Below are 25,620 nucleotides of genomic sequence, written 5' to 3'. Positions count from 1 at the left end.
CAGGAGGCCCGAACATGTCCATCCCACAATCCGGCGGCGGGCCGATCGAACGCCATGAGCAACTGGCAGAGTATCTGGCAAGTGGTTGCAAACCCAAGGAAGATTGGCGCATTGGCACCGAGCACGAGAAGTTCGGCTATTGCAAGGACACGCAGCGCCCCATCCCGTACGAGGGGCCGCGGAGCATTCTGGCGGTGCTCGAAGGGCTGCGCGATGTGCATGGCTGGGCTCCTGTGGAAGAGGGCGGCAAGCTCATCGGGCTGGAAAAAGACGGTGCGAATGTGAGCCTCGAGCCGGGCGGGCAACTGGAATTGTCCGGCGCGCCGCTCGAGACCATCCATCAGACTTGCGACGAGGTGAACGACCACCTGCGCGACGTCAAGGACATCGCCGACAAGGTGGGTGTCGGCTTTATCGGTCTGGGCGCGGCTCCCATCTGGACGCATGAGGACATGCCGCTCATGCCCAAGGGCCGTTACAAGCTGATGGACAGCTATATGCAAAAAGTCGGCACCATGGGCCGGACCATGATGCGCCGCACCTGCACCGTTCAGGTCAATCTCGATTTTTCCTCAGAAACCGACATGGTGCAGAAACTCCGCGTGGCACTGGCCCTGCAACCGGTGGCGACGGCGCTCTTTGCCAATTCGCCCTTTTTCGAGGGCAAACCCAACGGGCACAAAAGCTGGCGTTCCCGCGTCTGGCGCGATCTTGATCCCGCTCGCACCGGAATGTTGCCGTTTGTGTTCGAAGAGGGGTTTGGATTCGAGGCCTATGCAGACTATGCGCTCGATGTGCCGATGTATTTCGTCTATCGCGATGGCAAATATATCGACGCTCTGGGGCAGTCGTTCCGCGACTTCCTGCGCGGTGAACTGCCTGCGCTGCCCGGCGAGAAGCCGACGCTGAGCGATTGGGCGGATCACCTGACCACGACCTTTCCCGAGGCGCGGATCAAGAAATTCATGGAAATGCGTGGCGCCGATGGCGGCCCTTGGCGCAGGCTCTGCGCGCTGCCTGCCTTCTGGGTGGGGCTGATGTACGACCAATCCGCCTTGGACGCGGCATGGGACATCTGCAAGGGCTGGGATGCCGCGACGCGCGATGCGCTGCGCGTGGCGGCCAGCGTCGATGGGCTTCAGGCGCGCGTGGGCGACGTCCACATGCATGAACTGGCCCGCGCGGTGCTGGATATATCAGAGGCCGGTCTCAAGGCGCGCGCGCGCTCGGGCGGCGGCGGCATGATCCCGGACGAGACGCATTTCCTCAATGCCCTGCGCGAGAGTGTTGAGACAGGCAAGACCCCGGCGGATGAACTGCTCGATCGCTACAATGGTGACTGGAACGGCGATCTGAGCCGGATTTACGCCGATTACAGCTATTAAAAGCCGGATCACGCCGGCAGTGCGCTGCCGGTGCGGGTCCGTGTGCGCAGCAGGATCAAAACCATGATCCCGATGTTCAGGAAATTCCACGCGATGCCGTTGAGAAACGCCATGTGATAGCTGCCGGTCAGGTCATAGATCCAGCCCGACATCCAGCCGCCGATCGCCATCCCGGCAATCGTCGCCATCATCACGAATCCCACGCGTCGTCCGGCCTCTGCACTGGGCATGTATTCCCGCACGATCACGGCATAGCTGGGCACAATCCCCCCCTGTGCCAAGCCAAAGACAAGGCTCACAATATAGAGCGAGGTCAGACCGCCCGAGGGCAAATAGAGGAACAGCGCGAGGCACTGCAGCGCCGAGCCGATCAAGAGCGTCCGCACACCGCCCAAACGATCCGCCAGCAGACCTGACACGATGCGCGACGCGACACCGCCCAAGAGCATGAGCGACAGCATCTGTGAGCCCACAGCCGGGCCATAGCCCAGATCGACGCAATAGCTCACGATATGGACCTGCGGCATCGACATCGCCACGCAGCAGCCCACGCCGGCAAGGCCAAGAAGCAGCGCCAGAGCGCGCGGTGAGAGGCCCGTCGCTCCGGCCCGCGCGGAGGAGAGGCTATCGGCATGCGCCCGCGCCGCCATCGGCACCCGGCGGCGCAAGAGCAGGGCCAAGGGGATCACCCCCGCCACGGTCACGACCGCCAGCACCATGTAAACTGCGCGCCATCCCTGCTCGGACAATATCCCCGCAAGGATCACAGGCCAGATCGCCCCCGAGAGGTAATTGCCACTCGCGGTGATTGCCACGGCAATCCCCCGCCGCTTGAGAAACCAGAGCGAGACATCGGCGATGAGCGGCCCGAAACTGGCGGCAGTGCCAAAGCCAATCAGAAATTGCAGGCTCGAGAGCAGGATCACCGTCGGGCTGAGCGCGGCAAGGGCCGTCGCCGCAGAAATCAGCAACGCCGACCCGATCAACGCCGTGGTAACACCGAACCGGTCCACCACCCGGCCGATCCCGAGATTGCCAAGAGCAAAGCCGATCATGGTCAGAGTATAGGGCATCGAGGCCGCGGCGCGGTCGACGCCAAACTCGGCCTGCATGGCGGGCATCACCACGATGATCGACCACATCCCCACATTGCCGATCATGGCAATGGCCAGTGACACGGCAAGGCGCGTCCAGGCGTATCGGCTGTCAAGAAGGGCGGCATCGGCATTCATGGCGCGACGATATGACGGCGCGTGGCGACTGACCAGATGGAAAAAGCTGGGCATGCTCTGGGGATCGACGGGGCGGCATTTTGCTGCAATCCACATCCCGCGCTTGGCCCGGGACGCACGACACGCTAACAGTTGCCGCAAAAGGAGGGCACCGCCCATGTCAACCGCCAAGACCCACACCGAGGCCCAGATCGAAACCCCGACCGAGATTGCCCGTGGCGTGATCCGGATCGAGGCCGAGGCCCTCAGCGCCCTCCACTCCGCAATGCCCGCCGATTTCGACGCGGTTGTGGCCAGCCTGCTTGAGGTCAAGGGACGGGTGATCGTCTCGGGCATGGGCAAATCCGGCCATATCGCCGCGAAAATCGCGGCAACCATGGCCAGCACCGGCACGCCCGCGCAGTATGTCCACCCCGGTGAGGCAAGCCACGGCGATCTGGGCATGATCACACCGCAAGATGCGCTGATCCTGATCTCCAACTCCGGCGAGACCCGCGAACTGGCCGATATCATCGCCCATAGTCGCCGCTTTGCGATTCCGCTCATTGCCATCACGAAAAAACCTGACAGCACCCTTGGCCAACAGGCCGATTTCCTGCTGACCCTGCCCAATGCGCCCGAAGCCTGCGCCATTGGCATGGCCCCGACCACCAGCACCACGTGCACTTTGGCCTTGGGCGATGCCCTTGCCGTGGCCCTGATGCGCCTGCGCGGATTTGAGCGTGAGAACTTCCTCGCCTTTCACCCCGGTGGCACACTCGGCGCGCAGCTTTTGCGCGTGTCCTCGGTCATGCACACCGGCACGGCGCTGCCGATTGTCAGCCAAGAGACCCCGATGGGCGAGACCTTGATCGAGATGACCGCCAAGGGCTTTGGCGTGGCGGCGGTTGTCGAGGAGGGTCGGCTCTTGGCGGTGATCACCGATGGTGATTTGCGCCGAAACCTGTCGGACCTCATGGCGCGCACCGCCGGAGAGGTGGCAACGCGAAATCCCCGCAGCATCCTGCCCGAGGCACTCTTGTCCGAGGCATTGGGGGTCATGAACACCCACAAGATCAGCGCGCTCTTTGCCGTGGACGAGACCGGGCAATTGCGCGGCCTCGTGCATATCCATGACATCCTGCGCGCCGGGGTCGCCTGATCCCAGTTCAGGCGCTTAAAAAGCTCGCAAAAGGGATATAGCGCACCGGATCACCCGGTAGAATGGTCACAGCTCCGTCCGGCAGCTCGACCAAGCCTTCGGCCCAACTCAGGCCACTGATCCGCCCTGATCCTTCCGAGGCAAAGACTTCGGCCCGCCCCTCACGGATACGCGCACGCAGATATTCGCGGCGGCCCGGTTTCTTGCGTTTCTCAAAGGCGGCCGGCACGTGAAATCCCTGAGGCATAGACCACCCCGCCCCGGACAAGAGTCGCAGCGCAGGCCGCGCAAAGATCAGCGCGCAGACGAGCGCCGCCACCGGATTGCCCGGCAGGCCAAAGACCGGCACGCCCCGCCAGAGACCAAGCGCCAGCGGGCGCCCCGGCTTGAGCGCGATGCGCCACTGGGCCATCGCCCCCGCCTCGTTCAGCAAGGCCGATACATGATCTTCATCCCCAGCAGACGCCCCACCCGAGGTCAGGATCGCATCGGCATTCTCAGAGGCACGATCAAAGGCCGCACGCAGGGCCGCGCGATCATCGCCAATCCGCCCCAGATCAAGCGGCGCATAGCCCATCTGTTGCATCAGCCCCAAGAGCATCGGACGATTGGCATCATAGATTTGCCCGTCTCGGGCGGGCGCGCCCGGTTCGACCAACTCATCCCCCGTGGACATCACCGCAACATGCAACTGGTCATGGATGGGCAGGTCCGAGAGCCCCACCGCGGCGCAGAGTGCCAGATCGGCGGGGGTAATGACCCGGCCCGGCTCCAGCACCGGCGCGCCTGCCGCCACATCCTCGCCCGCGCGGCGGGTATTGGCACCGGGTTTGAGACCAGAACGAAACGCGATGCGCCCCTCGTCCAAGGTCACATCCTCTTGCAGGATCACGGCATCGACACCCGTCGGCAGGGCCGCCCCCGTCAGCACGCGGATGGCATAACCCGGCGGCACCGTACCGGAATAGGGCACGCCCGCAGCCGCGCGGCCCTGAACGAGCGGCAGCACCTGATCGCCGGTGGTCAGGCTGGCATGGGCAAAGCCATAGCCGTCCACGGCCGTATTCGCCTCGGGCGGGTTCGCGCGCGGGGCAGTAATCGGGGTTGCCAACACGCGGCCCAACGCTTGCGCCAGAGGCGCGCGGCTCTGGCCCACAACAGGGCGCAACCGGTCGCGCAACAGGGCGAGCGCGTCATCCACCGGCGTCCAATCCACGCCTGCAGGCAGCGCAAAGCAATCGTTGCGCAGGGGCGGCGGTTTTAGGGTGTCCTCGCAGGCAGCGATCAGTTCTGCCTCATGTCCCAGCCCAAGGATCCAGCCCTCTTCGGGCGCGTCCACCGCCAGCATCTCGGTCAGCCGGTGCGGGGACATGCGGGCCAACGCACGCGCCATCAAGCGCACCTGATGCGCGTCGCGGATGCCGCCCTGCTCCTCGGCCCGTTTTACGGCGGGATTGATGAGGCCGGGCCAAACCTCGACCAGTGCCACAGGCTTGTCCAACACCTCGAATGGCCAGACAGACACCTGCCCATAGAACCTACGCCGCAATCGGTTGAGCACCGGTAAACCGGTCAGCACCTGCCCGCCCACGGCGCCCGCGCCCCCCATCTGCCAGCAGGTAAAGGCCCCCTTCGCCCTTGCCTCGGCTGCGCGCCGCTCAACCATACCATGACCTTCGCGCGTATCCTTGCGCGGCAGGTCGGCAATCTCGCGCTTCACCCCGTTGAACCAGAACGGCCCCACACCGGGAAAGCGGCGGTTGATCTCGCCTGCCACGTCAAAGCGGTTATTGGCCTGCGGCCCATCCTCGATCACCGTTTCCAGCCAGTCCCAGACCGCAAAAGGATTTTCGCACCCGGTCAGCCCCCGCGCGAATCCCGCTGGGAAGCCAAAGGGAAAATCCACCCCGATCAGCAGCCTGCGGCCCGCCGTGATCTCTGTCTCGATCAAAGACATCAGTGCCGCCTCGGCCTCGGCCCGGTTGCGCAGGTATCGCGGTGCCTGGTCCACGGTGTTGCGCGTCACCCCAAGCCAGATCGCATCCTTGCGCGGTTGCGGCCCGGTGTCGCCACCGCCCGACCAATCCAGCATTGCGATGGTGTCAAACCGGGTCACAAGCCCACCTCTGCGAGAATGAAATCTGCAATCGCCTTGGTGTCGTCAAGGTCGAACAGGGGGCGGTCGATGGTCAGGGTCGTATCGCTCGCCACAGCACGGATAGTGGGATCATCGGTGGCGATCAGCGGATTGCCGGTCTCGACCCGAAACGCCTCAACCTTGGGGTGGCGGTCACGCTTGTAGCCTTCTACCAGCACCAGATCGACAGGGGATAGTTTTTGCAGCAGGGTTTCCAGGCTTGGCTCCTCGTCCTCCCGCAGTTCATGCATCAAGGCAAAGCGATTGCGCGACGCCAAGAGCACCTCGGTCGCGCCTGCGATGCGGTGGCGATGGCTGTCCTTGCCAGGTTGGTCCACGTCAAAAGTATGATGGGCATGTTTCACAGTCGAGACAGTATAACCGCGTCCGGTGATTTCCGCCACCAGCCTCTCCATCAGCCCGGTCTTGCCCGCGTTCTTCCAGCCGGTGACGCCGTAAATCCTCATGCTGATATTCTCCTGCGCGCCGCGTCCAGATCCTCGGGCGTATTGACGTTGAAAAACGGATCAAGGGCATCGTCGAACACCGCCTCGCGCCCGCCGTGCTTGTCGGTCCAGAGCACGACCTTGCGCAGCCCGTCCATCAGCGCCGCGCGCAAGTCATGCCGCAACGCCGTGGGCCAGAGGCCAAAGGTGGGATGGCGAACCAGACCGCTGCCGCTCATGGATTTGGTATCCGTATCACCGCGCGGTGTGGCAGCAAGAGCGAGCGGATGCGCCATGCCCTCTGCCGTCTGTGTGAGCTGCGCGACAAGATCGGTCGGAAAAAACGGCGTGTCGGCGGCGACGGTGACAATTGCCTCGGCCCCCTGCCCCGCAGCCCAATCGAGACCGGCCAGAACCCCCACCAGCGGCCCCGCGAAACCGGGGATCGGATCGGGCAGCACTGGCAGGGCAAAGGCGTCGAACCGCGCCGCATCACCGTTGGCATTCAGCGCCATCGCCCCCACCTGCGGGGCTAGGCGGTCCATCACATGCGCGAGGATCGGGCGCTCATCAAGGGCCAACAGCCCCTTGTCGCCGCCACCCATGCGCGTGGCCTGCCCCCCTGCGAGGATGACCCCGAGGGGCCGGCTCATGCGTCGGCCCCTTTGCGGCGGTGTTTCTTGTCCTCGTCGCCCACGCTCTCGGGATCCGCGTCCCGCAAGAGCCGCTCCTCACCCGAAAGACAGACAAACCGTTTGCCGCGCATCCGGCCAATCAGGGTCAGCCCCACCTGGCGCGCGATTTCCACGCCCCATGCGGTAAAGCCCGAGCGCGAGGCGAGCACCGGAATCCCCATCATCGCGGTCTTGATCACCATTTCCGAGGTCAGACGCCCCGTGGTGTAGAGCAGCTTGTCGCCGGCCGCGACGCCTTCGCTCAGCATCCAGCCCGCGATCTTGTCCACGGCGTTATGGCGGCCCACATCCTCCATATAGACCAGCGGGCGGTTGCCTTGGCAGAGCACGGTGCCATGAATGGCCCCTGCCTCGAGGTAAAGCGAGGGCGTGCGGTTGATCACGCTGGCCAAGGCATAGAGATCCGAGGTCTTGACCGTCACCGCGGGCAGGGTCACGCCCTCCAGCCCCTCCATCATGTCGCCAAAGACGGTGCCCACAGCGCAACCGCTGGTGCGGGTTTTCTTCTTGAGCTTTTCCTCGTAGCTCGTCTGACCATCGGTGCGCACCACGACGGTTTCCAACTCGTCATCATAGTCCACACCCAGAACCTTCTCTTGCGGTCCCAGCATCCCCTGATTGCGCAGGAAACCAAGCGCCAGATACTCAGGGTAATCGCCAATCGTCATGGCAGTCACGATTTCCTGCGCGTTGAGGAAAATCGTGAGCGGGCGCTCCTCGACCACCGAAATCTGCGTGCGCTTGCCCTCATGATCCACCCCTTCAACCGCGCGCGTCAGGCGCGGGGCGGCGGGATCGGGCGCAATGAGATAAGACAGAAGGTCTTCGGTCGTGGCCAATTGCATCTCCTTCTGGCATTGGGTAGGCCGTGTCAGGGCACAGGGGCAACTTAGGGGCAAGCGGTGCATAGGCAAACCACCAATTCGACCTATTGGCAAGGCGTGCGCGACGGTGCGCCCTTCATCCTGGTGATAGTTCCCTTTTCGCTGCTCTTTGGCGTGGTGGCAACCGAGGCCGGGCTCAACGTGTTTGAAACGCTCAGCTTTTCGGTTCTGGTGATCGCAGGCGCGGCGCAGTTCACGGCGCTGCAACTGCTCAGCGACGGCGCGCCCACCGCGATTGCGCTTATTTCCGCCTTGGCGGTCAACCTGCGGATGGCGATGTATTCCGCATCTCTCACCCCGTATATCGGCGGGGCGAGTTTGGGTCAGCGCGCCCTTGCGGCCTATTTCACGGTGGATCAGAGCTATACCTGCGCCATCGTCGCCTTTGAGAAGAACCCCGGATGGTCGATCCCCCAGAGGCTCGCGTATTTCTTTGGTGTGGTCACGCCGATTTGCCCGCTCTGGTATATCTTCACTCTGGTCGGCGCGCTTGTGGGCACATCGATCCCCGAGGGGCTGGCGCTCGATTTCGCGCTACCGATCACGTTTCTCGCGATGATCGCGCCGATGCTGCGTACGCCTGCGCATCTGGCGGCGGCTTTTGTCTCTGTGACCCTGGCGCTGGTCTTTGCGTTTCTCCCGTATAACCTTGGCCTGCTGGTCGCGGGTATTGCAGGCATGATGACCGGCGCGCAGGTTGAGCTGATCCTTGAGCGGCGCAAGGAGGCGCGGCTGCCATGATCGACAAGACAAGCCTCTGGACCGTGATCGTGCTCTTGGGTCTGGGCAGTTTCGGGCTGCGCTTTGTCTTTACCGGGCTGATCGGCGACCGGCCCCTGCCCGCGTGGCTGTTGCGGCACCTGCGCTATACGGCAGTTGCGGTGCTGCCCGGATTGGTGGCCCCTCTGGTGGTCTGGCCTGCGGCGACGGGTGGCACGCTCGATGCTCCGCGCATGGCGGCGGCACTGGTGACGCTGATTGCAGGCTATGTGCTGCGCAATGTGATTGTGGCAATCCTCTTGGGCGCGGTCACACTCTACGCCGGATTGGCGCTGATGGGGCAGATATAAGAGCCCTCAGGCAAAAATCTGCGCTGCGTGCTCAGCCATGTAAATGCGCAACCACGGCGTATAGCGCGCAGGGTTCATGCGGATCGCGGCATTGAGCGCATTGAGCGAAATCCAGCGCGTGTCCATCACCTCTTCGGGATTGGGGTTCAGGTCACAACGCGCAGGCAGGCGGCACATGAACATATCCACCACCTCATGCTCAATCAGCCCGCCCCCCACATCGGCGCGATACTCGACCTGATCGCGGTGGGTGAGAGAGAGGCCCGTGATACCCAATTCCTCGAAGAGCCTGCGATGCGCGCAAGCCAGAGGCTCTTCGCCCCAATGCGGGTGGGTGCAACAGGTGTTGGCCCAAAGACCGGGCGTATGATATTTTCCAAGCGCGCGGCGCTGGATCAAGAGATCCTCTCCCGCCATCACAAAAACCGACACCGCCTTGTGCCGCAGGCCGCGCTGATGCGCCTCGAGCTTGTCCACGGCCACCAGATCCCCGCCGATCCATGTCGGGATGAGCGCGTTCATGTGCGGGTCGCGGACACCAGCCGCGTGAGATGGGCGAGGTTCTTCAACCCGATCTTGAGATGCGCCATGGGCCGCGCCTTGACCAGTTTCTTGTTCATATAGGCCTCGAATGTCAGCCGCTGCACGTCGATGTCATGGCAGAGCGAGACAAAGCGCTCGCGCCGCTCGTCGGACCTATAATAGGCATTCTGCATCGACGCCAGAACCCGAAAAACGGTCTTGTGCTCGCGCATGAACAGTTGCCGTGCCAGTTTGAGATCGCGCACACGCCCCGAAGCGAGGCATGCGCTCGCTGCCGTCGCGGCCACCCGGCCGCCAACCATGGCGTAATAAATCCCCTCGCCCGAGGACGGCGCAACCACCCCGGCGGCATCGCCCGCCAAGACCACGTCGCGGCCATTGTCCCAGCAGTCCAGAGGCTTGAGCGGGATCGGCGCCCCTTCGCGCCGGATCGTCGGGCAATCGGTCAACCCAGAAGCGGCGCGCAGATCGGCGGTTGCCCGTTTCAGATCGACATCCTTGACCATGCTGCCCATGCCAACACTGGCCGATTTGCCATGCGGAAACACCCAACCGTAGAAATCCGGCGAGATCGCCCCGTCATAGATCACATCGCAGCGTTCGGGATCATAGGCAGTGGTCGCGGCAGGGGCCTCGATGATCTCGTGATAGGCGATGACATAGGGAATGCGCTCAGCCCCCGGCACCTCGTCGCGCGCCACGTTCGAACGCGCCCCGTCCGCCCCGATGATCAGCCGCGTGGACAGGCTGCGCTCATTTCCCGTGACCTTGTCGCGGTAGATCACAGCCGGTGTCGGCCCGCTCCGGTCGATCCGCAGATAGGTGCCGGTAGCGCGCACGGCACCGGCCTGTGCCGCACGAACACGCAAGAATTCATCGAAGTGCTCGCGGTCCACCATGCCGACAAAGCCGTTTTCGATGGGAATATCGACATGCCGTCCCGTGGGCGAGATCATGCGCGCGGTGGTAATCTTGGCCACGATCTGATCATCGGGCAGATTGAAATCGGCAATAAGGCGCGGTGGGATCGCACCCCCGCAGGGCTTGATCCGCCCGGCGCGGTCCAACAGCGCCACCTTATGCCCCGAACGGGCCAAATCCTCGGCTGCTGTGGCCCCGGACGGACCGCCCCCGATAACGACGACATCAAACATGGTCATTCCCCCGGAACGAGTGTCGCGCCCCGGTCGCGACCGTGATCAATCACCCTGAGCGCCATCAGCGCCGAGAGCACGAATAGACCGGCCTCAAGGAAAAAGACCGTGCCAAATGCCGTGGCATCCGTATCGGACACAAGGCGCATGAGATCGACCGAGGCCGCGCCCATCAGGCCGCCAAAGCCTGCAGCCATTGCCTGCGCCGCCCCCCAGAGCCCCATGCGCGTGCCTTCGCGCGCCTCGCGCCCCTGCCCCGCAAGAGCCATCATCGCGCCAATCGCGCCCACCGCGAACATGCCATTGAAGAACCCGAGCACGACGACGATCGGGACGAGTGCCGCCGCCGTGCCCGAGGCCCCGAGCAGCGCAATCGCTGCAAGCGCCGAAGCCGATCCCAGACAGCCCGCCACAACCCAGTGCCGGATCGAGCCAAGGCGCAGCCCAGTCGCCGCGACCCCGACCGTCAGCATCCCAAGGAACACCCCGCCGTTCTGAGCGCCGCTCAGTTGGGTGGATTGGCCGGGGGTGAAATGAAACACCAACCCGGCATAGGGCTCGAGGATAAGTTCCTGCATGAAATAGGCGGTCATCGACAGGAATACGAAGATGGTAAATAGCCGCGCCTCACGCTCGGCCCAGATCTCGGCCAGCCCCTCGCGAAAGCGCACTGGTGCATCGGCGCGGGCAGGCTGCGCCCCGACACGCGCCTCGATGCCGTGAATGGCAACCGCCGTCAGCACGACCGCGCCAATCGCCACGACGCCGACGATTTCCAACAACAAGGCCGGACTATAGGGATCGAGAAACCCGCCAACCACGGTCGCAGTCACGGCGATGCCGCCGATCATCATGAGCCAGGTGATCGTGGCCGCCGCCGCCCGGCGTCGTGGGGCCGTGGCCGTGGCCAAGAGCGCCAAGAGCGACGTGCCCGAGGCACCGACGCCCACACCAATCAGCGCGTAGGCGAGGATCGACAGCGCCAGACCGAGGCCGAATTGCGCCTCCATCAAAACGACAGCCAACGCCGCCAGATACCCGCCCGAGGCCAGCACCGCCATCCCGCCGATGATCCACCGCGTGCGATGCCCGCTGGTATCCGACAGATAGCCCCAATTGGGCCGCGTGATCTGAATCCCGTAATGCAACGCCACCAATAGGCCCGGCAACACCGCAGGCAGCGCCAATTCCACCACCATTAAGCGATTGAGCGTCGATGTGGTCAGAACCACCACCGCGCCAAGGCACATCTGGACCAGACCCATACGGAAAATTTGTAGCCAACTCAGCGTCATGGCGCGCCTCCGAGCATGCGCAGGGCAAAGGCCGCAATCATCATGCCGGTGACATAGGCCATCACGCCTGTTCCGTTATACCAAGGCGCACGGCCCTTGGGATCAGAGAGCAGAATACGCATCGCCCAGAACTGGCCAAGCACAAGCACGCCAATTGCGGCAGCATGCCACGGGCGGCCCCAGGCGAGCAAAAGGCCAATCACCGCCAGTTGCGGCAGGGCCATGACGATACAAGCCACGCGCGCCGCGCGTTCCGGGCCAAGGGTGACGGGCAAGGAATTGACGCCCATCTGACGATCGCCCTCCAATGCCTTGAAATCATTGAGTGTCATGATGCCATGCGCGCCGATAGCGTAGAGCGCCGCAATCGCGATGACCGGTCCGCTTGGTGCGCCCGCGGCCAGCACCGCCGCCCCGGTGAACCACGGCAACCCCTCATAACACAGCCCCACAAGGCCCGGCCCCCAGACGCCCGACCGCTTGAGGCGCACCGGCTCTGCCGAATAGGCCCAGGCCGCCAGCACGCCGAACACTGTCGCGCCAAACCCCCACGGTCCGAGAAACGCCCCCATCCCCAGCGCCAGCACCGACATCGCAAGAGCCACCCACAACCCCCAACGCCCCGGCACGCGGCCCGAGGGAATCGGGCGGTGCGGCTCGTTAATCGCGTCCACATGCCGGTCGCACCAGTCATTCGCAGCCTGACTCATGCCACAGACCACCGGTCCCGCCAGCACCATGCCAAGGATCACCAGACCCCAATTGTTCAAGGGAGAAACGCCAGACGAGATCACACCGCACAGATAGGCCCAAATCGGGGGGAACCATGTGATCGGCTTGATCAAAGTCAGCAGGGCCCGAGGCTCTGGCAGGCGGCGCACGATGTGTAAGGACTCTGTGACACTCATAATGTCAATTAAACTATACATTCCATCGCGAGGGAAGGGAATTCTCTGAAACAGGCGTTCACAAACGCCTATTCGTCATCCTGTGCGTTTATCAGCCCGAACTTGCGCAGTTTGACATAGAGGCTCTGACGCGACAGGCCCAGCATCTCAGCCGCAGCAACCCGGTTGTTGTTGGTCAGGCGCACGGCGGTTTCGATGCACATCTTTTCGACCACGTCCGACGTCGCAGATACCAGTTCCTTGAGCGACGCGGTGCCGACAAGATCCATGACATTGCGCATGGCCTCTTCGCTGACCACAGCCGAGGCTTCTTCGACGCTGGGCAGATCGCGGGGGCTGGTGTCGCGGATGATCAGGCCAACGCCCAGATCGGCATTGCGTCCGCGCAGACGTGCGGCAGAAATATCCACCGACGTGCGCGTGCCCACAATGCTCTGGACCTGCGCGGCATAGCTGCGCATGCGCCCTGTCTTGCGGGTATTGTCGAGAATGAGCTTGAGATCGACGCTGCCGCGCGACAGGAAATCCGCCATCGAGCGCCCCTGTACATCGCGCAATTGCGCCGCATCGGACAACACCAAAAAGCCCTCGTTCGCATCCCGAACCAGACCATTGGAGTCGAGCAACACGATCGCATCGCTGGCCGCCTCGAAGAGCGCTGTGAGCGATTGCGCCGACTCGGGGCGTGCCGCCTCTTCATCCTCGACCGGCGCCATCCGGCACAGCATCAACACCTCACCGGAGGCGCGAAAGAAATCCGGGCTCAATTGCACCAGACGCCCATTGCGCCGCGCAACAGCCTCGACCCCTGTGATCTCGTCCGAGGCCGCAGCAGCACGCAACTGGTCCATGAACCCGCCCCGGCGCTGCCCCTCGAAGGCCTGCGCGAATGCATTGCCCGCCAGCACGTCCCGCTTGGAGCCGAGCAAGAGCGCCCCTGCGGAATTGATGTCACGAATGCGCCCCTGATCCGGCTCGACCAGCACAAGCGGCGTCTCCGATGCCTCAAGCACAACCCGGTAACAGGTCTCGATCCCGCGAAACTTCTCTAGCTCGCGCTCGCGTGCCATTTGCTCGCGCACCAGGCGCTGCTGAATCTCCGCCAGCGGCTGCATATCGCGCCCCAGCAAGAGGACGCCGCCACTGTCAGGCTCGCGGTGCAGCGTGTAGCGCACCGGGAATTCCCAGTTTGCATTGTCGCGATGGTTCATTTCGATAGGACGCGGCAGGGCATCGGGATCAGCGCGCATCTCGGCCAGTCGGGCATCAAACTTGGTGCGGCTTTCTGTGGTCAGGAAATTGCGGAAATCCCGCCCCACCCAATGCTCAAGGCTACCAAGCTCTGGCAAATCCGGGCTCACTGAAATGGCCGTCACACGTGATTTGTCGTCGAGCATGACCGCGATGTCAGATGCCTGCTCGATCAAGCGATCGACACTTGATGACCCGGGCAATCCACCCGTTAGGGGCCGCTCAGACGTCCTGTTCTGCTTCGTCACGCTGCTATCCCAACTCTCGCGCGCAGGGCGCGCGGATTACGTGTTTGCGTCGATTGACAACGGATCAACTACGGATGCAAGACCGCACAGCTCAATCGCTTCCCGTGCTGTCCGTACTGCAAAATCCGCGCCAGTCCGCTTTTCCACTTCCCTCGGCTTGTCCACCAACCGCCCCCCGATGACGATGGGCGGACAACTGTCCAAATTAGAACGTAGGTAATCTATCAATTCCGTCAATTGTTCAAGCGTTTTCAGACTGCCCGCCGTGATACCGGCCATGGCGAACCTGCCGGAGCCCAGCAGGTGTTTCAGCTCCTCATCCTCAAGCCCGATGGCCATGTGAACCCAAATACCATGTCGGCGGAACTGATCCGCCGCGACAAATGCGCCGATCGAGTGATCCTCGAACGTCGGCACGATCATCAGCACCGATTGACCAAGCGGGATACTGCGATCCATCCAGCCGCCCAGATCGGCCGCATCCCGCGAGCGGAACAGCGCCTGAAGCCGGGCCGCGCCGACGGTCACATCGACAAAGCTGGCCTTGTCCTGCACCCACATTTCGCCCAGAAAGCGCGCGGCATCGGGCACATAGGTCTGGTAAATCTCGCTCGACGAGATCCCGTTGGCCACCATCGAGGCGATGACGCGCTGATGCGCCGCCTCGGACTCGTCAGTCAAGGCCGCACAGAGCCGCGTGATCCATTCACCACGGGTCTTGGGGATATCCCCGCCCTGCTTGTCGAGCGCCACCTTTCGCAAGGCGGATTCGACAAGAAACCGTATCCCTGATGCTTGCGGACCAGACCCGCTGTCGTCGGGTTCCCTCATGCGTTGCCCTCCCAGGCGACCCTACTATCCCGCGATCCTCTGCGTATCGCTATACTGCGAATCGCACACGGGACAAAGGGGGGCGCGTTTCCTGCTCCGTATACCTAGTGTGCGGGCGCAGGGATCAAATGTCAAATTATCCTGACAGACTCGGGCAACAAATCGGGCCACTACGCAAATCCCTGGCGAATTTGGATAAACCGCACGAATATTGACCGATCCAACGCCCAAAAATGCCGCTTCAGCCTCACAGCAACACGCCTGCCCGGACACAGTCCAGATTGCATGACAAGTTATCCGGGATCAAAAGTGTAAATTATAATTGACACATTTGACCCTCAGGACGTAGCATCAAGACAGGCCAGAGACACGGGACCGGAGGGGATATGGCGCGGCAGGCGCATCATCAACAAGCGACCGGGACGCTCTACACCGCCGCAGAGCGTGAACGCCGCGATGCAACGGTCTGGACTCTGGTGCAGGGCATTCTCGCACCGGTGCAATTCCTGGTATTTCTGATCTCGCTCGGGCTTGTGCTACGCTACCTCGCTACCGGCGACGGATTTGCCGCTGCGACCTGGTCCATCGTGATCAAAACAGGTGTGCTCTACCTCATCATGGTGACAGGCGCGATCTGGGAAAAGGTCGTGTTCGGCCAGTATCTATTTGCGCCTGCGTTCTTTTGGGAAGACGTGTTCAGTTTTGGCGTCATCGCGCTGCACACCGCCTACCTCTGGGCGCTCTGGACCCACGCACTGACCCCACAGGCCTTGATGGGTCTCGCACTCGCGGCCTATGCCGCCTACGTCATCAACGCCGGACAATTCCTGTGGAAACTGCGCATGGCGCGCCTCCAGGCAGGAGAGGCGGCATGAGCTTTGACACGCCTCCCAGCACAGGTTGCCGCGACGCCCCCGTTTTGCGTGAACGCGGTCAGCACGAGGTATTTTGCGGCCTGACCGGCATCATCTGGCTGCATCGCAAGATGCAGGATGCGTTCTTTCTCGTGGTTGGCTCGCGCACCTGCGCGCATCTGCTGCAATCCGCGGCCGGCGTTATGATCTTTGCCGAGCCACGATTCGGCACAGCCATTCTGGAAGAGACTGACCTTGCCGGTCTCGCCGATGCACAGGTCGAGTTGGAGCGTGAGGTTGGTCGCCTCATCGCGCGGCGTCCCGATATCCGGCAACTCTTCCTCGTAGGCTCTTGCCCTTCCGAAGTGATCAAGCTCGATCTCGCCCGTGCCGCCGAACGGCTGAGCGTGCAGCACGCCCCACACGTGCGGGTGCTGAACTATTCTGGCTCTGGCATCGAAACCACCTTTACCCAAGGCGAGGATGCCTGCCTTGCCTCCATGGTCCCTTCCCTGCCCGCAACCGATGACCGGCAATTGATGCTGGTGGGCGCGCTGCCGGATGTGGTCGAGGATCAGGCCCGCGACCTCTTGGCCCAGATGGGCATCACCAGTGTTGCGATCCTTCCGGCGCGCCGGGCCGATGATCCGCTTAGCGTGGGTCCAAACACCGTCTTTGCCCTCTTGCAGCCCTTCCTTGGCGATACGCTTGCAGCACTCGAGCGGCGCGGCGCACGGCATATCCCGGCGCCCTTCCCCTTTGGCGCCGAGGGCACGACCGGCTGGTTGCGCGCCGTCGCAGATGAATTCGGCGTGGACGATGCGACGTTCGAGCGTGTCACCGCCGCCCCGCGCGCCCGTGCGACCCGCGCCGTGGCCCAGGCCGCCGAAAGCCTGCGTGGCAAGTCGATCTTTTTCTTTCCCGATAGCCAGTTGGAAATCCCGCTGGCACGGTTCCTGACTCGCGAATGTGGCATGCGCACCGTCGAAGTGGGCACGCCTTTTCTGCACAAGAACATCCTCGGCCCTGATCTTGATCTGCTAGAGGCCGGCCCGCAACTGACCGAAGGGCAGGATGTCGAGCGGCAACTCGACCGGTGCCGCGCGGCGCAGCCCGATCTAACCGTCTGCGGTCTGGGTCTCGCCAACCCACTCGAGGCCGAGGGATTGGCGACCAAATGGGCGATCGAGCTCGTCTTTACCCCGGTGCATTTCTACGAACAGGCAGGCGATCTTGCGGGGCTCTTCTCGCGCCCGATGCGCCGCCGTGCGGCCCTAAAACTGGGGGCGGCATCATGAAGCTCACGCTTTGGACCTATGAAGGCCCGCCGCATGTCGGCGCGATGCGCGTCGCAACCGCAATGAAGGGGCTGCATTACGTCCTGCACGCACCACAGGGCGATACCTATGCCGACCTGCTCTTTACCATGATCGAGCGGCGCAACCACCGCCCGCCCGTCACCTACACTACGTTTCAGGCGCGCGACCTTGGGGCCGACACCGCCAATCTCTTCAAGACCGCCTGTCAGGCTGCCTATGACCGTTTCCAGCCAGAAGCGATGATCGTCGGGGCCTCCTGCACCGCAGAACTTATTCAGGACGATCCCGGCGGCATGGCCGAAATGATGGGCCTGCCCGTCCCGGTCATTGCGCTGGAATTGCCCAGCTATCAGCGCAAGGAAAACTTCGGCGCGGATGAGACGTTTTTTCAGATCACCCGCGCCCTGGCCAAACCGGCAGAGAAAACCGCCCATGTCAGCTGTAATCTGATCGGGCCGACGGCCCTCGGTTTTCGCCACCGCGACGACATCACCGAACTGACCGGCATGCTGGCCGACATGGGCATCGCCGTGAATGTCTGCGCCCCCTATGGCGCGTCCCCCTCCGACATCACCCGGCTGGGGGCGGCCCATTTCAACGTGCTGATGTATCCCGAGACAGGCGAGAGCGCCTGCCGTTGGATGGAGCGGGAATTGGGCTTGCCCTTTACCAAGACCGTTCCCATCGGCGTCGGCGCTACCCGCGATTTCATTCGCGAAGTCAGTAGCTTGGCGAATGTTCCTCAGGCAATGGATGAAGAACGCCTGCGCCTGCCTTGGTATTCGGCCAGCGTTGACAGCACCTATCTGACGGGCAAGCGCGTGTTCATCTTTGGCGATGGCACCCACGCCGCCGCCGCTGCCCGCATCGCCCGTGACGAGATGGGGTTCGAGGTGGTCGGCCTTGGTTGCTATAACCGCGAAATGGCGCGTCCCATTCGGTCGTTGGCCAAGGAATACGGTCTGACCGCACTGATCACGGACGACTATCTAGAGGTTGAGGCCGCGATCGAGGCCGCCGCCCCCGAAATGATCCTCGGCACCCAGATGGAGCGGATGATCGGCAAACGGCTGGGTATCCCCTGCGCCGTGATCTCTGCGCCTGTGCATGTTCAGGATTTCCCGGCCCGCTATTCCCCGCAGATGGGGGTCGAGGGGGCCAATGTAATCTTTGATACTTGGGTGCATCCGCTGGTGATGGGGCTGGAAGAGCATCTCTTGCATATGTTCCGGGACGATTTTGAATTCCACGACGCCGCTGGAGCCAGCCATCATGGCGGACAGCACACAGCCAAGGCCCCGGAAGAGTCGCCAGCCCCGACAGACACACCCGCCAAAACATCCGACGTGGTCGTCTGGCTGGCCGACGCCGAACGCGAACTCAAGAAGATCCCCTTCTTCGTGCGCGGCAAGGCCCGGCGCAACACCGAGATTTTCGCCTCGCAAAGGGGGCTGAACGAAATCGGCATCGACACGCTTTACGAGGCAAAGGCCCATTATGCGCGATGACGTGATCCCACCGGCCACAACGGCCCCCTACCGCGTCGTGATCCTCACGCTGGATGCCCACGCGGCAGAGGCCTGCGCGCGGGTGGCCGAGAGGATGGCGGCGGAATTTCCCGGCCTCACGCTCAAGGTCCATGCCGCCGCCGAATGGGGCGAGAATCCAACGGCACTCGACGCCGCCCGCGCCGATATCGCGCGCGGCGACCTGATCCTCATCAGCCTGCTTTTCCTCGAAGATCACATCCGGGCGATCCTGCCAGACCTCAAGGCGCGGCGCGATCACTGTGACGCGATGATTGGCATCATCGCCGATGCCCAGATCGTGAAACTCACGCGCATGGGCACGCTTGACATGGCCGCCCCAGAAACCGGTGCGCGCAAGCTGATCAAGCGGTTGCGCGGCACCGACAAGCCGTCGGCAGAGTCGGGTGAGAAAAAGATGAAGATGCTGCGTCGCCTGCCGCGCATCCTGAAATATATCCCCGGCAAGGCGCAGGACCTGCGCGCATGGTTCCTCGTCATGCAATACTGGCTGGGCACCTCCGACGACAATATCGAGGCAATGCTGCGGTTCCTCATGTCGCGCTATGGTCACGAGGCCCGCTTTCGCGCGCTGCGCGCCCCCGCGCCGCAGGATTACCCCGAAGTGGGTCTCTATCATCCCGACCTGCCCGAGCGCATCACGACCGACCTCGCCCGCCTGCCCGCACCGCAAGAAACCACCGGCACTGTCGGCCTCTTGGTCATGCGCAGCTATGTGCTCTCGGGCGATCACGCGCATTACGACGCAGTGATCCGGGCATTCGAGGCGCGCGGCCTCAAGGTGATCCCGGCCTTTGCTTCGGGGCTTGATGGCCGCCCGGCGGTCGAACGCTTCTTCGAAGGGCGTGTCGATACTCTGGTATCTCTGACCGGATTCAGCCTCGTGGGTGGCCCCGCCTATAATGACAGCGCAGCCGCAGTCGATGTGCTGAGCCGCCTTGACGTGCCCTATGTGGCCGCCCATCCGCTCGAATTTCAGACCCTTGCACAATGGGCTGGATCAGCGGGCGGGCTGGGACCGATCGAGACAACGATGCTCGTGGCCCTGCCCGAGATCGACGGGGCCACCAACCCCACGGTCTTTGCCGGGCGTCATGGCGATACGGCCTGCGACGGCTGCGCGCGCCGCTGCGCCGGTGATGGGGCCAAGGCGATGGCCCCCTGCCCCGAGCGGATCGAGATGTTGGCGGCGCGGGTCGCGCGACTGGCCCATCTGCGGCGGCAAGAGGTGGCGACACGCCGCGTGGGCATCGTGCTCTTCGGCTTTCCGCCCAATGCCGGGGCGGCGGGTACGGCGGCCTATCTCGATGTCTTTCAATCGCTGCACAACATGCTGCATGCCATGGCCGCGCGCGGCTATGACCTGACCCCGCCCGCAACGGTCGAGGACTTGCGCAAGGCAGTGTTGGAGGGCAGCGCCCGCCAATACGGGCAAGAGGCCAATATCGCCGCGCATGTCAGCGCTGATGACATCGTGGCGGGCACGCCCTGGCTGCGCGAGATCGAGGCGCAATGGGGTGCTGCCCCCGGCAAGGTGCAGTCGGACGGGCGCGGGGTGTTTATCCTCGGGGCCGAGTTCGGCAATGTCTTCGTCGGTCTGCAACCGGCCTTTGGTTATGAGGGCGACCCGATGCGCCTTCTGTTCGAGCGCGGCTTTGCCCCGACCCATGCTTTCGCGCAATTCTACCTCTGGCTCAAGACCCGCTTTCAGGCCGATGTGCTCTTGCATTTCGGGATGCACGGCGCGCTGGAGTTCATGCCGGGCAAACAGGCCGGACCGGGGCCAGCCTGCTGGCCGGATCGGCTGATTGGCGACATGCCCAATGTCTATCTCTACCCCTCCAACAACCCCTCCGAGGCGAGCCTCGCCAAACGCCGCACAGGGGCTGTGACGGTGACGCATCTGACCCCGCCGCTCGCGGCCTCTGGCCTTTACAAAGGACTCGCGGAACTCAAGGACAGCCTCAAGCGCTGGCGTGAAATGGCGGGCGACGCGCCCGAGCGCGAGGAACTGCGCGCCCTGATCGCCGAGCAGGCCGCGACAGTCGACATGGCCGGGCGCGACCCCGACACACTCTGGCTCAAACTGCTGGAAACCGAGGATGCGCTGATCCCCGAAGGCCTGCATGTGCTGGGTCGCCCAATGAGCGCCGAGGCGCGTGCCGGGTATCTTGCGATCATGGACGGCACCGATGCCGAAACGCGGGCACGGGTGGATGCCATGTTACAGCAAGAGACGGAGATTGCCGCGCTGCTGCGGGCGCTTGGCGGGCACTTTACCCCGCCCGTGCCCGGCGGCGACCTGATCCGCTCGGCCGATATCCTGCCCACGGGGCGCAATATCCATGCTTTCGATCCGTTCCGCATGCCCACCGAATTCGCCTGCCGCGATGGCGCGCGTCAGGCGGCACGCCTGCTGGAAACCCACAAGAGCCTGCCGCGTTCGGTGGCCCTCGTGCTCTGGGGGTCGGACAATATCAAATCGGACGGCGCGCCCATGGCGCAAGCTCTGGCACTGATGGGGGCCAAGCCGCGGTTCGACTCCTTTGGCCGCCTCTCCGGCGCGGACCTCATCCCGCTCGAGGTGCTGGGCCGCCCGCGCATCGACGTGATGATGACGCTCTCGGGCATTTTTCGCGATCTGCTGCCGTTGCAGGTGCGGATGCTGGCCGAGGCGGCGCTGGTCGCCGCACAGGCCGATGAACCCGACGAGATGAACTATATCCGCGCCCATGTCCGCGCACAGATGGCCAAAACAGGCTGCGATCTGGAAACGGCGGCGCTGCGCGTATTCTCGAATGCCGAAGGCGCCTATGGCTCGAACGTCAATCAGCTGGTCGACAGCTCTGCCTTCGATGACGAGGACGAGTTGGCCGATGCCTATCAGGCGCGCAAGGGCTTTGCCTACGGCGTCAACGGCAAGGCAACCGCCCAAGGCGCGTTGCTGCAGGCTGCCCTTGAGCGGGTCGAGGTGGCCTATCAAAACCTCGAGTCGGTCGAACTGGGGGTTACCACGGTGGACCATTATTTCGACACGCTGGGCGGGATTTCCCGCGCCGTGCGCCGGGCGCGCGGCGGCCAGGAGGCCGCGATCTACATCTCCGACACCACGCGCGGCACAGGCACCGTGCGCACACTCGCCGATCAGGTGGCGCTTGAAACCCGTGCCCGCTCGCTCAACCCGAAATTCCACGAAGGCCTCTTGCGCCACGGGGCCGAAGGCGTGCGCCAGATCGAGGCGCATGTGACCAATACGATGGGCTGGTCGGCCACCACCGGACAGGTGGAGCCTTGGATCTATCAGCGGATTTCCGAAACCTTCGTGCTTGATGAGGTGATGCGCAAGCGCTTGAGCGATCTCAACCCGGTGGCCTCTTCGCGCATGGCGAACCGCCTGCTTGAGGCGCATGACCGCGCCTATTGGCAAACCGATGCCGCGACCCTCGCGGCGCTGCAATCTGCGGCGGCGGCAATGGAGGATCGCATGGAGGGGGTGGCGGCAGAATGACCAGGCTTTTCGAGTGTGACCTCTGTCGGAGCGGGGGCCAGCCCCCACACCCCCGAGGTATTTTTCGCCAGATGAAACACAAAATCACGGCGCAAGCCGATTGGAGGACCATATGAGCCCGCGCGACGACATTCCCAACTTGAGGGGACAGGACGGCGAGGGATCGGTGCAAGTGCATCAGGACGCCGATATGAAAATCGAAGGCGCCAAGGTGTTCTCGGTCTATGGCAAGGGCGGAATCGGCAAATCGACCACCTCGTCCAATCTCTCGGCGGCCTTTGCCGCAATGGGCAAGCGGGTGTTGCAGATCGGCTGCGACCCCAAGCATGACAGCACCTTTACCCTGACCGGCCAGTTGCAGCCAACGGTGATCGACATTCTCAAGAGCGTGGATTTCCACGCCGAAGAATTGCGCCCCGAGGATTTCGTGACCGTGGGTTGGGGCGGCGTGAAATGCGTCGAGGCCGGTGGCCCGCCTGCCGGCACCGGATGTGGCGGCTATGTCGTTGGCCAGACGGTCAAGCTTCTCAAGCAGCACCATATGCTCGATGACGCCGATGTGGTGATCTTCGACGTGCTGGGTGATGTTGTTTGCGGTGGTTTTGCAGCACCTTTGCAGCACGCTGACCGGGCGCTGATCGTCACCGCCAATGATTTCGACAGCATCTATGCGATGAACCGGATCATCGCCGCCGTGCAGGCCAAATCCGCCAATTACAAGGTGCGGCTAGCGGGCTGCGTGGCGAACCGGTCCCGCGATACCGATGAGGTGGACCGCTATTGCGATGTGGTGGGCTTCAACCGCATCGCCCATATGCCCGATATCGACGCCATCCGCCGCTCGCGCCTCAAGAAAAAGACGCTGTTCGAGATGGAGACGGATGACGAGGTGCAGATGGTGCGCGACATCTACACAGGCCTGGCGCAGCATCTGTGGAACGGCACCGATCCCCTGGCCCCCTCGCCAATGGAAGACCGCGATATTTTTGAATTGTTGGGGTTCGATTGATGCGGGACTTCGGCGCACCTCCGGCCCTTGGGGCACCGCAAGATGACTGGACGCAGACGCGCGACCGGGTCGAGACCTATTTCGACCGCACCGCGACCCAGGTGTGGGAGCGGTTGACGAGCGATGCGCCGGTGTCAAAAATCCGCCAGACGGTGCGGCTTGGACGCGACCGGATGCGCGCGCAAATGCTGGCGCGGCTACCGCAGGACATGCGCGGGCTGCGCGTTCTCGATGCGGGCTGCGGCGCCGGGCAGATGACGGCGGAACTGGCGGCACGCGGCGCCGAGGTGATGGCAGTGGATATCTCCCCCGCCCTCATCGAGGTGGCGCGGCGGCGGCTGCCCGATGCGCTTGCCCCGCAGGTCAGCTTTCACGCAGGTGACATGCTGGATGCTGCCCTTGGGCGATTTGATCACGTCCTGGCGATGGACAGCCTGATCTATTACACCGAATCCGACCTCGCGCGCGCGCTCGATGCGTTGGCGGCACGCACCACCGGCACGGTGATCTTTACCGTCGCCCCGCGCACCCCGCTTCTTATGGCGATGTGGCGCATGGGCAAGCTTTTCCCGCGCGCCGACCGCTCGCCCAGCATGGTGCCCCATTCGGCCAAACGGCTACAACGGGCGCTGCGCTATGCAGGCAGCACCGCCACCCTGCGTCCGCTGACCCGCGTGACCTCCGGCTTTTACATCTCTCAGGCGATGGAGGTTCACAGATGAGCACGCGCCGCCCCTCTCCGCTAATGGCACTGACCACGCGCTGGCTGCCTTTTGCGGATGCAGCCAGCGAAGGTCTGCCGCTCGGGCAACTCCTGCGCCTGTCGCTCTTTCAGGTGTCGGTGGGAATGGCGACGGTGCTCCTTCTGGGCACGCTCAACCGCGTGATGATCGTCGAGCTTTCGGTCCCGGCCCTCGTGGTCGCGGCGATGATCGCGCTGCCGGTGCTGATCGCGCCGTTCCGGGCGCTGATGGGGTTCCGGTCAGACACACACCGCTCGGCCCTGGGGTGGAAGCGCATTCCCTATCTCTGGTTCGGCTCGCTCTGGCAGATGGGCGGCCTTGCGGTCATGCCCTTCGCGCTTTTGGTTTTGTCGGGCCAACAAGAGGTGGGGCCGACCTGGGCGGGCGAGGTGCTGGCGGCTCTGGCGTTCCTCATGACCGGCCTTGGCCTGCACATGACACAGACCGCCGGACTGGCCTTGGCTAGCGACCGCGCAACAGATGAAACGCGGCCCCGCGTCGTGGCGCTGCTTTACGTAATGTTCCTCTTGGGCATGGCGATTTCGGCCATCTTGATCGGCTGGCTCTTGCGGGATTTCGCCCCCTTCACGCTGGTGCGCGTGGTGCAGGGGGCGGCGTTGGCAGGCATCCTTTTGAACCTTGTGGCGCTTTGGAAGCAGGAAAAACTCAACCCCATGAGCCGCGAAGAGCGCGCGGCCCCGCGCCCCGAGTTTCGCGCCGCTTGGGCAGACCTGATGGCCGGGGGCACAGCGGGGCGGCTGCTGGCGGTTGTGTTCCTTGGCACCATGGCCTTCAACATGCAGGATGTGCTGCTCGAACCCTATGGCGGCGAAGTGCTGGGGCTGTCAGTGTCCTCGACCACGATGCTGACCTCGATCTGGGCCATTGGCGCGCTGATCGGCTTTGGCCTTGCCGGCCGTGCGCTCTTGCGGGGGACCAATGCATACCGCATGGCGGGCACCGGCCTCTTGATCGGGATCGCGGCATTTTCAACCGTGATATTCTCCGCACCGATGCAGGCCCCTGCACTCTTTTTCGCCGGGGCAGGCCTGATTGGCCTTGGCGGCGGGCTTTTCGCGGTCTCGACATTGACCGCTGCGATGGCCCTCGCCGCGAGCGGCATGACCGGACATGGACTGGCGCTTGGCGCCTGGGGCGCAGCACAGGCGACGGCGGCGGGTCTCTCGATCGCCATCGGCGGTGGCGTGCGCGACGTCGTCAATCATCTCGCCCTCTCGGGACAGATGGGCGAGGCGCTGAGCACCCCCGCCACCGGCTATTCCGTCGTCTACCACGGGGAAATTGCCCTTTTGTTCATTACCCTTGCCGTGCTCGGACCGCTTGTGCGGTTCAAGCAATCCGGCAGCACAACCCAATCCGGGGGCGGCCGCATCGGGCTGGCCGATTTCCCCACATGACC

General features: G+C 63.7%; 22 protein-coding genes. 11 read left to right on the top strand and 11 right to left on the bottom strand.

Going from position 1 to position 25,620, the window contains the following annotated elements; translation table 11 throughout:
* Positions 1-14 precede the first annotated feature (14 nt).
* A complete protein-coding gene (locus AACZ65_RS14465; protein WP_339671997.1) occupies positions 15-1,385 on the top strand; it encodes a glutamate--cysteine ligase in 1,371 nt (456 codons plus the stop codon).
* Positions 1,386-1,393: 8 nt separating this feature from the next.
* Here AACZ65_RS14465 and AACZ65_RS14460 read toward each other — a convergent pair whose 3' ends face one another.
* Positions 1,394-2,617 (bottom strand): MFS transporter, encoded by a 1,224-nt coding sequence (locus tag AACZ65_RS14460; RefSeq protein ID WP_339672015.1) that lies wholly within the window; start codon positions 2,615-2,617, stop codon positions 1,394-1,396.
* 157 nt (positions 2,618-2,774) lie between these two features.
* Here AACZ65_RS14460 and AACZ65_RS14455 point away from each other — a divergent pair, with 157 nt between their 5' ends.
* A complete protein-coding gene (locus AACZ65_RS14455; RefSeq protein ID WP_339671995.1) occupies positions 2,775-3,758 on the top strand; it encodes a KpsF/GutQ family sugar-phosphate isomerase in 984 nt (327 codons plus the stop codon).
* Positions 3,759-3,765: 7 nt separating this feature from the next.
* Here AACZ65_RS14455 and glp read toward each other — a convergent pair whose 3' ends face one another.
* Genes glp through fdhD form a run of 4 tightly spaced genes read right to left on the bottom strand, consistent with a single transcriptional unit; the run spans position 3,766 to position 7,881 of the window.
* On the bottom strand, positions 3,766-5,874 hold the full coding sequence (glp, locus tag AACZ65_RS14450) for a gephyrin-like molybdotransferase Glp (RefSeq protein WP_339671993.1): 2,109 nt from the start codon (positions 5,872-5,874) through the stop codon (positions 3,766-3,768).
* A complete protein-coding gene (gene mobB, locus AACZ65_RS14445) occupies positions 5,871-6,362 on the bottom strand; it encodes a molybdopterin-guanine dinucleotide biosynthesis protein B (protein ID WP_339671992.1) in 492 nt (163 codons plus the stop codon). Before mobB ends, glp begins: the two co-directional genes overlap by 4 nt.
* The gene (gene mobA / locus AACZ65_RS14440; protein ID WP_339671990.1) at positions 6,359-6,994 is read right to left on the bottom strand and encodes a molybdenum cofactor guanylyltransferase MobA; all 636 of its coding nucleotides are present in this window, start codon (positions 6,992-6,994) and stop codon (positions 6,359-6,361) included. The genes mobB and mobA overlap by 4 nt, the downstream gene beginning before the upstream one ends.
* Entirely contained in the window at positions 6,991-7,881 is an 891-nt protein-coding gene (gene fdhD / locus AACZ65_RS14435; RefSeq protein WP_339671988.1) for a formate dehydrogenase accessory sulfurtransferase FdhD, read from the bottom strand. The genes mobA and fdhD overlap by 4 nt, the downstream gene beginning before the upstream one ends.
* Positions 7,882-7,938: 57 nt before the next feature.
* Here fdhD and AACZ65_RS14430 point away from each other — a divergent pair, with 57 nt between their 5' ends.
* A complete protein-coding gene (locus AACZ65_RS14430; RefSeq protein WP_339671986.1) occupies positions 7,939-8,661 on the top strand; it encodes an AzlC family ABC transporter permease in 723 nt (240 codons plus the stop codon).
* Positions 8,658-8,990 (top strand): AzlD domain-containing protein, encoded by a 333-nt coding sequence (locus AACZ65_RS14425; RefSeq protein ID WP_339671984.1) that lies wholly within the window; start codon positions 8,658-8,660, stop codon positions 8,988-8,990. The genes AACZ65_RS14430 and AACZ65_RS14425 overlap by 4 nt, the downstream gene beginning before the upstream one ends.
* A gap of 6 nt (positions 8,991-8,996) precedes the next feature.
* Here AACZ65_RS14425 and idi read toward each other — a convergent pair whose 3' ends face one another.
* From idi to AACZ65_RS14395, 6 genes are all read right to left on the bottom strand, one after another.
* A complete protein-coding gene (gene idi / locus AACZ65_RS14420) occupies positions 8,997-9,512 on the bottom strand; it encodes an isopentenyl-diphosphate Delta-isomerase (RefSeq protein ID WP_297542395.1) in 516 nt (171 codons plus the stop codon).
* Positions 9,509-10,687, bottom strand: a complete 1,179-nt coding sequence (locus tag AACZ65_RS14415; RefSeq protein ID WP_339671982.1) for a geranylgeranyl diphosphate reductase — start codon at positions 10,685-10,687, stop codon at positions 9,509-9,511. Before AACZ65_RS14415 ends, idi begins: the two co-directional genes overlap by 4 nt.
* A gap of 2 nt (positions 10,688-10,689) precedes the next feature.
* A complete protein-coding gene (locus AACZ65_RS14410; protein WP_339671981.1) occupies positions 10,690-11,982 on the bottom strand; it encodes a BCD family MFS transporter in 1,293 nt (430 codons plus the stop codon).
* Positions 11,979-12,890, bottom strand: a complete 912-nt coding sequence (chlG, locus tag AACZ65_RS14405) for a chlorophyll synthase ChlG (protein ID WP_339671980.1) — start codon at positions 12,888-12,890, stop codon at positions 11,979-11,981. The genes AACZ65_RS14410 and chlG overlap by 4 nt, the downstream gene beginning before the upstream one ends.
* Positions 12,891-12,958: 68 nt before the next feature.
* Positions 12,959-14,317, bottom strand: coding sequence for a transcriptional regulator PpsR (ppsR, locus tag AACZ65_RS14400; RefSeq protein WP_339671978.1), 1,359 nt, complete (start codon positions 14,315-14,317; stop codon positions 12,959-12,961).
* 108 nt (positions 14,318-14,425) lie between these two features.
* A complete protein-coding gene (locus AACZ65_RS14395; RefSeq protein WP_339671976.1) occupies positions 14,426-15,220 on the bottom strand; it encodes a hypothetical protein in 795 nt (264 codons plus the stop codon).
* Positions 15,221-15,606: 386 nt separating this feature from the next.
* On the opposite strand from AACZ65_RS14395, the gene bchF reads away from it, so the two are divergent.
* The 7 genes from bchF (at position 15,607) to AACZ65_RS14360 (ending at position 25,618) form a co-directional block, all read left to right on the top strand.
* Positions 15,607-16,095 carry a 2-vinyl bacteriochlorophyllide hydratase gene (bchF, locus tag AACZ65_RS14390; RefSeq protein ID WP_339671975.1) on the top strand — a complete coding sequence of 163 codons (489 nt, stop codon included), beginning with the start codon at positions 15,607-15,609 and terminating at the stop codon, positions 16,093-16,095.
* A complete protein-coding gene (locus AACZ65_RS14385) occupies positions 16,092-17,372 on the top strand; it encodes a ferredoxin:protochlorophyllide reductase (ATP-dependent) subunit N (protein ID WP_339671973.1) in 1,281 nt (426 codons plus the stop codon). The genes bchF and AACZ65_RS14385 overlap by 4 nt, the downstream gene beginning before the upstream one ends.
* Positions 17,369-18,901 (top strand): ferredoxin:protochlorophyllide reductase (ATP-dependent) subunit B, encoded by a 1,533-nt coding sequence (bchB, locus tag AACZ65_RS14380; protein ID WP_339671971.1) that lies wholly within the window; start codon positions 17,369-17,371, stop codon positions 18,899-18,901. The genes AACZ65_RS14385 and bchB overlap by 4 nt, the downstream gene beginning before the upstream one ends.
* Positions 18,891-22,448 carry a magnesium chelatase subunit H gene (locus AACZ65_RS14375; RefSeq protein WP_339671969.1) on the top strand — a complete coding sequence of 1,186 codons (3,558 nt, stop codon included), beginning with the start codon at positions 18,891-18,893 and terminating at the stop codon, positions 22,446-22,448. Before bchB ends, AACZ65_RS14375 begins: the two co-directional genes overlap by 11 nt.
* A 112-nt stretch (positions 22,449-22,560) precedes the next feature.
* Complete coding sequence (gene bchL, locus AACZ65_RS14370; protein ID WP_037269012.1) at positions 22,561-23,457, top strand: ferredoxin:protochlorophyllide reductase (ATP-dependent) iron-sulfur ATP-binding protein; 897 nt, start codon at positions 22,561-22,563, stop codon at positions 23,455-23,457.
* Positions 23,457-24,179 carry a magnesium protoporphyrin IX methyltransferase gene (bchM, locus tag AACZ65_RS14365; RefSeq protein ID WP_339671966.1) on the top strand — a complete coding sequence of 241 codons (723 nt, stop codon included), beginning with the start codon at positions 23,457-23,459 and terminating at the stop codon, positions 24,177-24,179. Before bchL ends, bchM begins: the two co-directional genes overlap by 1 nt.
* Positions 24,176-25,618 (top strand): PucC family protein, encoded by a 1,443-nt coding sequence (locus AACZ65_RS14360; RefSeq protein WP_339671965.1) that lies wholly within the window; start codon positions 24,176-24,178, stop codon positions 25,616-25,618. The genes bchM and AACZ65_RS14360 overlap by 4 nt, the downstream gene beginning before the upstream one ends.
* Positions 25,619-25,620: the final 2 nt, after the last annotated feature.

The sequence above is a fragment of the uncultured Roseovarius sp. genome, from assembly GCF_963972555.1.
Lineage (GTDB): Bacteria > Pseudomonadota > Alphaproteobacteria > Rhodobacterales > Rhodobacteraceae > Roseovarius > Roseovarius mucosus.
The sequence above is the reverse complement of the archived record's forward strand: the minus strand, read 5'-3'. Positions and strand labels throughout refer to the sequence as shown.

Bases quoted from the DNA above. Each gene is read 5' to 3' on its own strand.
- AACZ65_RS14465 (WP_339671997.1), top strand. From the start codon at position 15: ATGTCCATCCCACAATCCGGCGGCGGGCCGATCGAACGCCATGAGCAA.
- AACZ65_RS14460 (WP_339672015.1), bottom strand. From the start codon at position 2,617: ATGAATGCCGATGCCGCCCTTCTTGACAGCCGATACGCCTGGACGCGC.
- AACZ65_RS14455 (WP_339671995.1), top strand. From the start codon at position 2,775: ATGTCAACCGCCAAGACCCACACCGAGGCCCAGATCGAAACCCCGACC.
- mobB (WP_339671992.1), bottom strand. From the start codon at position 6,362: ATGAGGATTTACGGCGTCACCGGCTGGAAGAACGCGGGCAAGACCGGG.
- mobA (WP_339671990.1), bottom strand. From the start codon at position 6,994: ATGAGCCGGCCCCTCGGGGTCATCCTCGCAGGGGGGCAGGCCACGCGC.
- fdhD (WP_339671988.1), bottom strand. From the start codon at position 7,881: ATGCAATTGGCCACGACCGAAGACCTTCTGTCTTATCTCATTGCGCCC.
- AACZ65_RS14425 (WP_339671984.1), top strand. From the start codon at position 8,658: ATGATCGACAAGACAAGCCTCTGGACCGTGATCGTGCTCTTGGGTCTG.
- idi (WP_297542395.1), bottom strand. From the start codon at position 9,512: ATGAACGCGCTCATCCCGACATGGATCGGCGGGGATCTGGTGGCCGTG.
- AACZ65_RS14415 (WP_339671982.1), bottom strand. From the start codon at position 10,687: ATGTTTGATGTCGTCGTTATCGGGGGCGGTCCGTCCGGGGCCACAGCA.
- AACZ65_RS14410 (WP_339671981.1), bottom strand. From the start codon at position 11,982: ATGACGCTGAGTTGGCTACAAATTTTCCGTATGGGTCTGGTCCAGATG.
- chlG (WP_339671980.1), bottom strand. From the start codon at position 12,890: ATGAGTGTCACAGAGTCCTTACACATCGTGCGCCGCCTGCCAGAGCCT.
- AACZ65_RS14395 (WP_339671976.1), bottom strand. From the start codon at position 15,220: ATGAGGGAACCCGACGACAGCGGGTCTGGTCCGCAAGCATCAGGGATA.
- bchF (WP_339671975.1), top strand. From the start codon at position 15,607: ATGGCGCGGCAGGCGCATCATCAACAAGCGACCGGGACGCTCTACACC.
- AACZ65_RS14385 (WP_339671973.1), top strand. From the start codon at position 16,092: ATGAGCTTTGACACGCCTCCCAGCACAGGTTGCCGCGACGCCCCCGTT.
- bchB (WP_339671971.1), top strand. From the start codon at position 17,369: ATGAAGCTCACGCTTTGGACCTATGAAGGCCCGCCGCATGTCGGCGCG.
- AACZ65_RS14375 (WP_339671969.1), top strand. From the start codon at position 18,891: ATGCGCGATGACGTGATCCCACCGGCCACAACGGCCCCCTACCGCGTC.
- bchL (WP_037269012.1), top strand. From the start codon at position 22,561: ATGAGCCCGCGCGACGACATTCCCAACTTGAGGGGACAGGACGGCGAG.
- bchM (WP_339671966.1), top strand. From the start codon at position 23,457: ATGCGGGACTTCGGCGCACCTCCGGCCCTTGGGGCACCGCAAGATGAC.
- AACZ65_RS14360 (WP_339671965.1), top strand. From the start codon at position 24,176: ATGAGCACGCGCCGCCCCTCTCCGCTAATGGCACTGACCACGCGCTGG.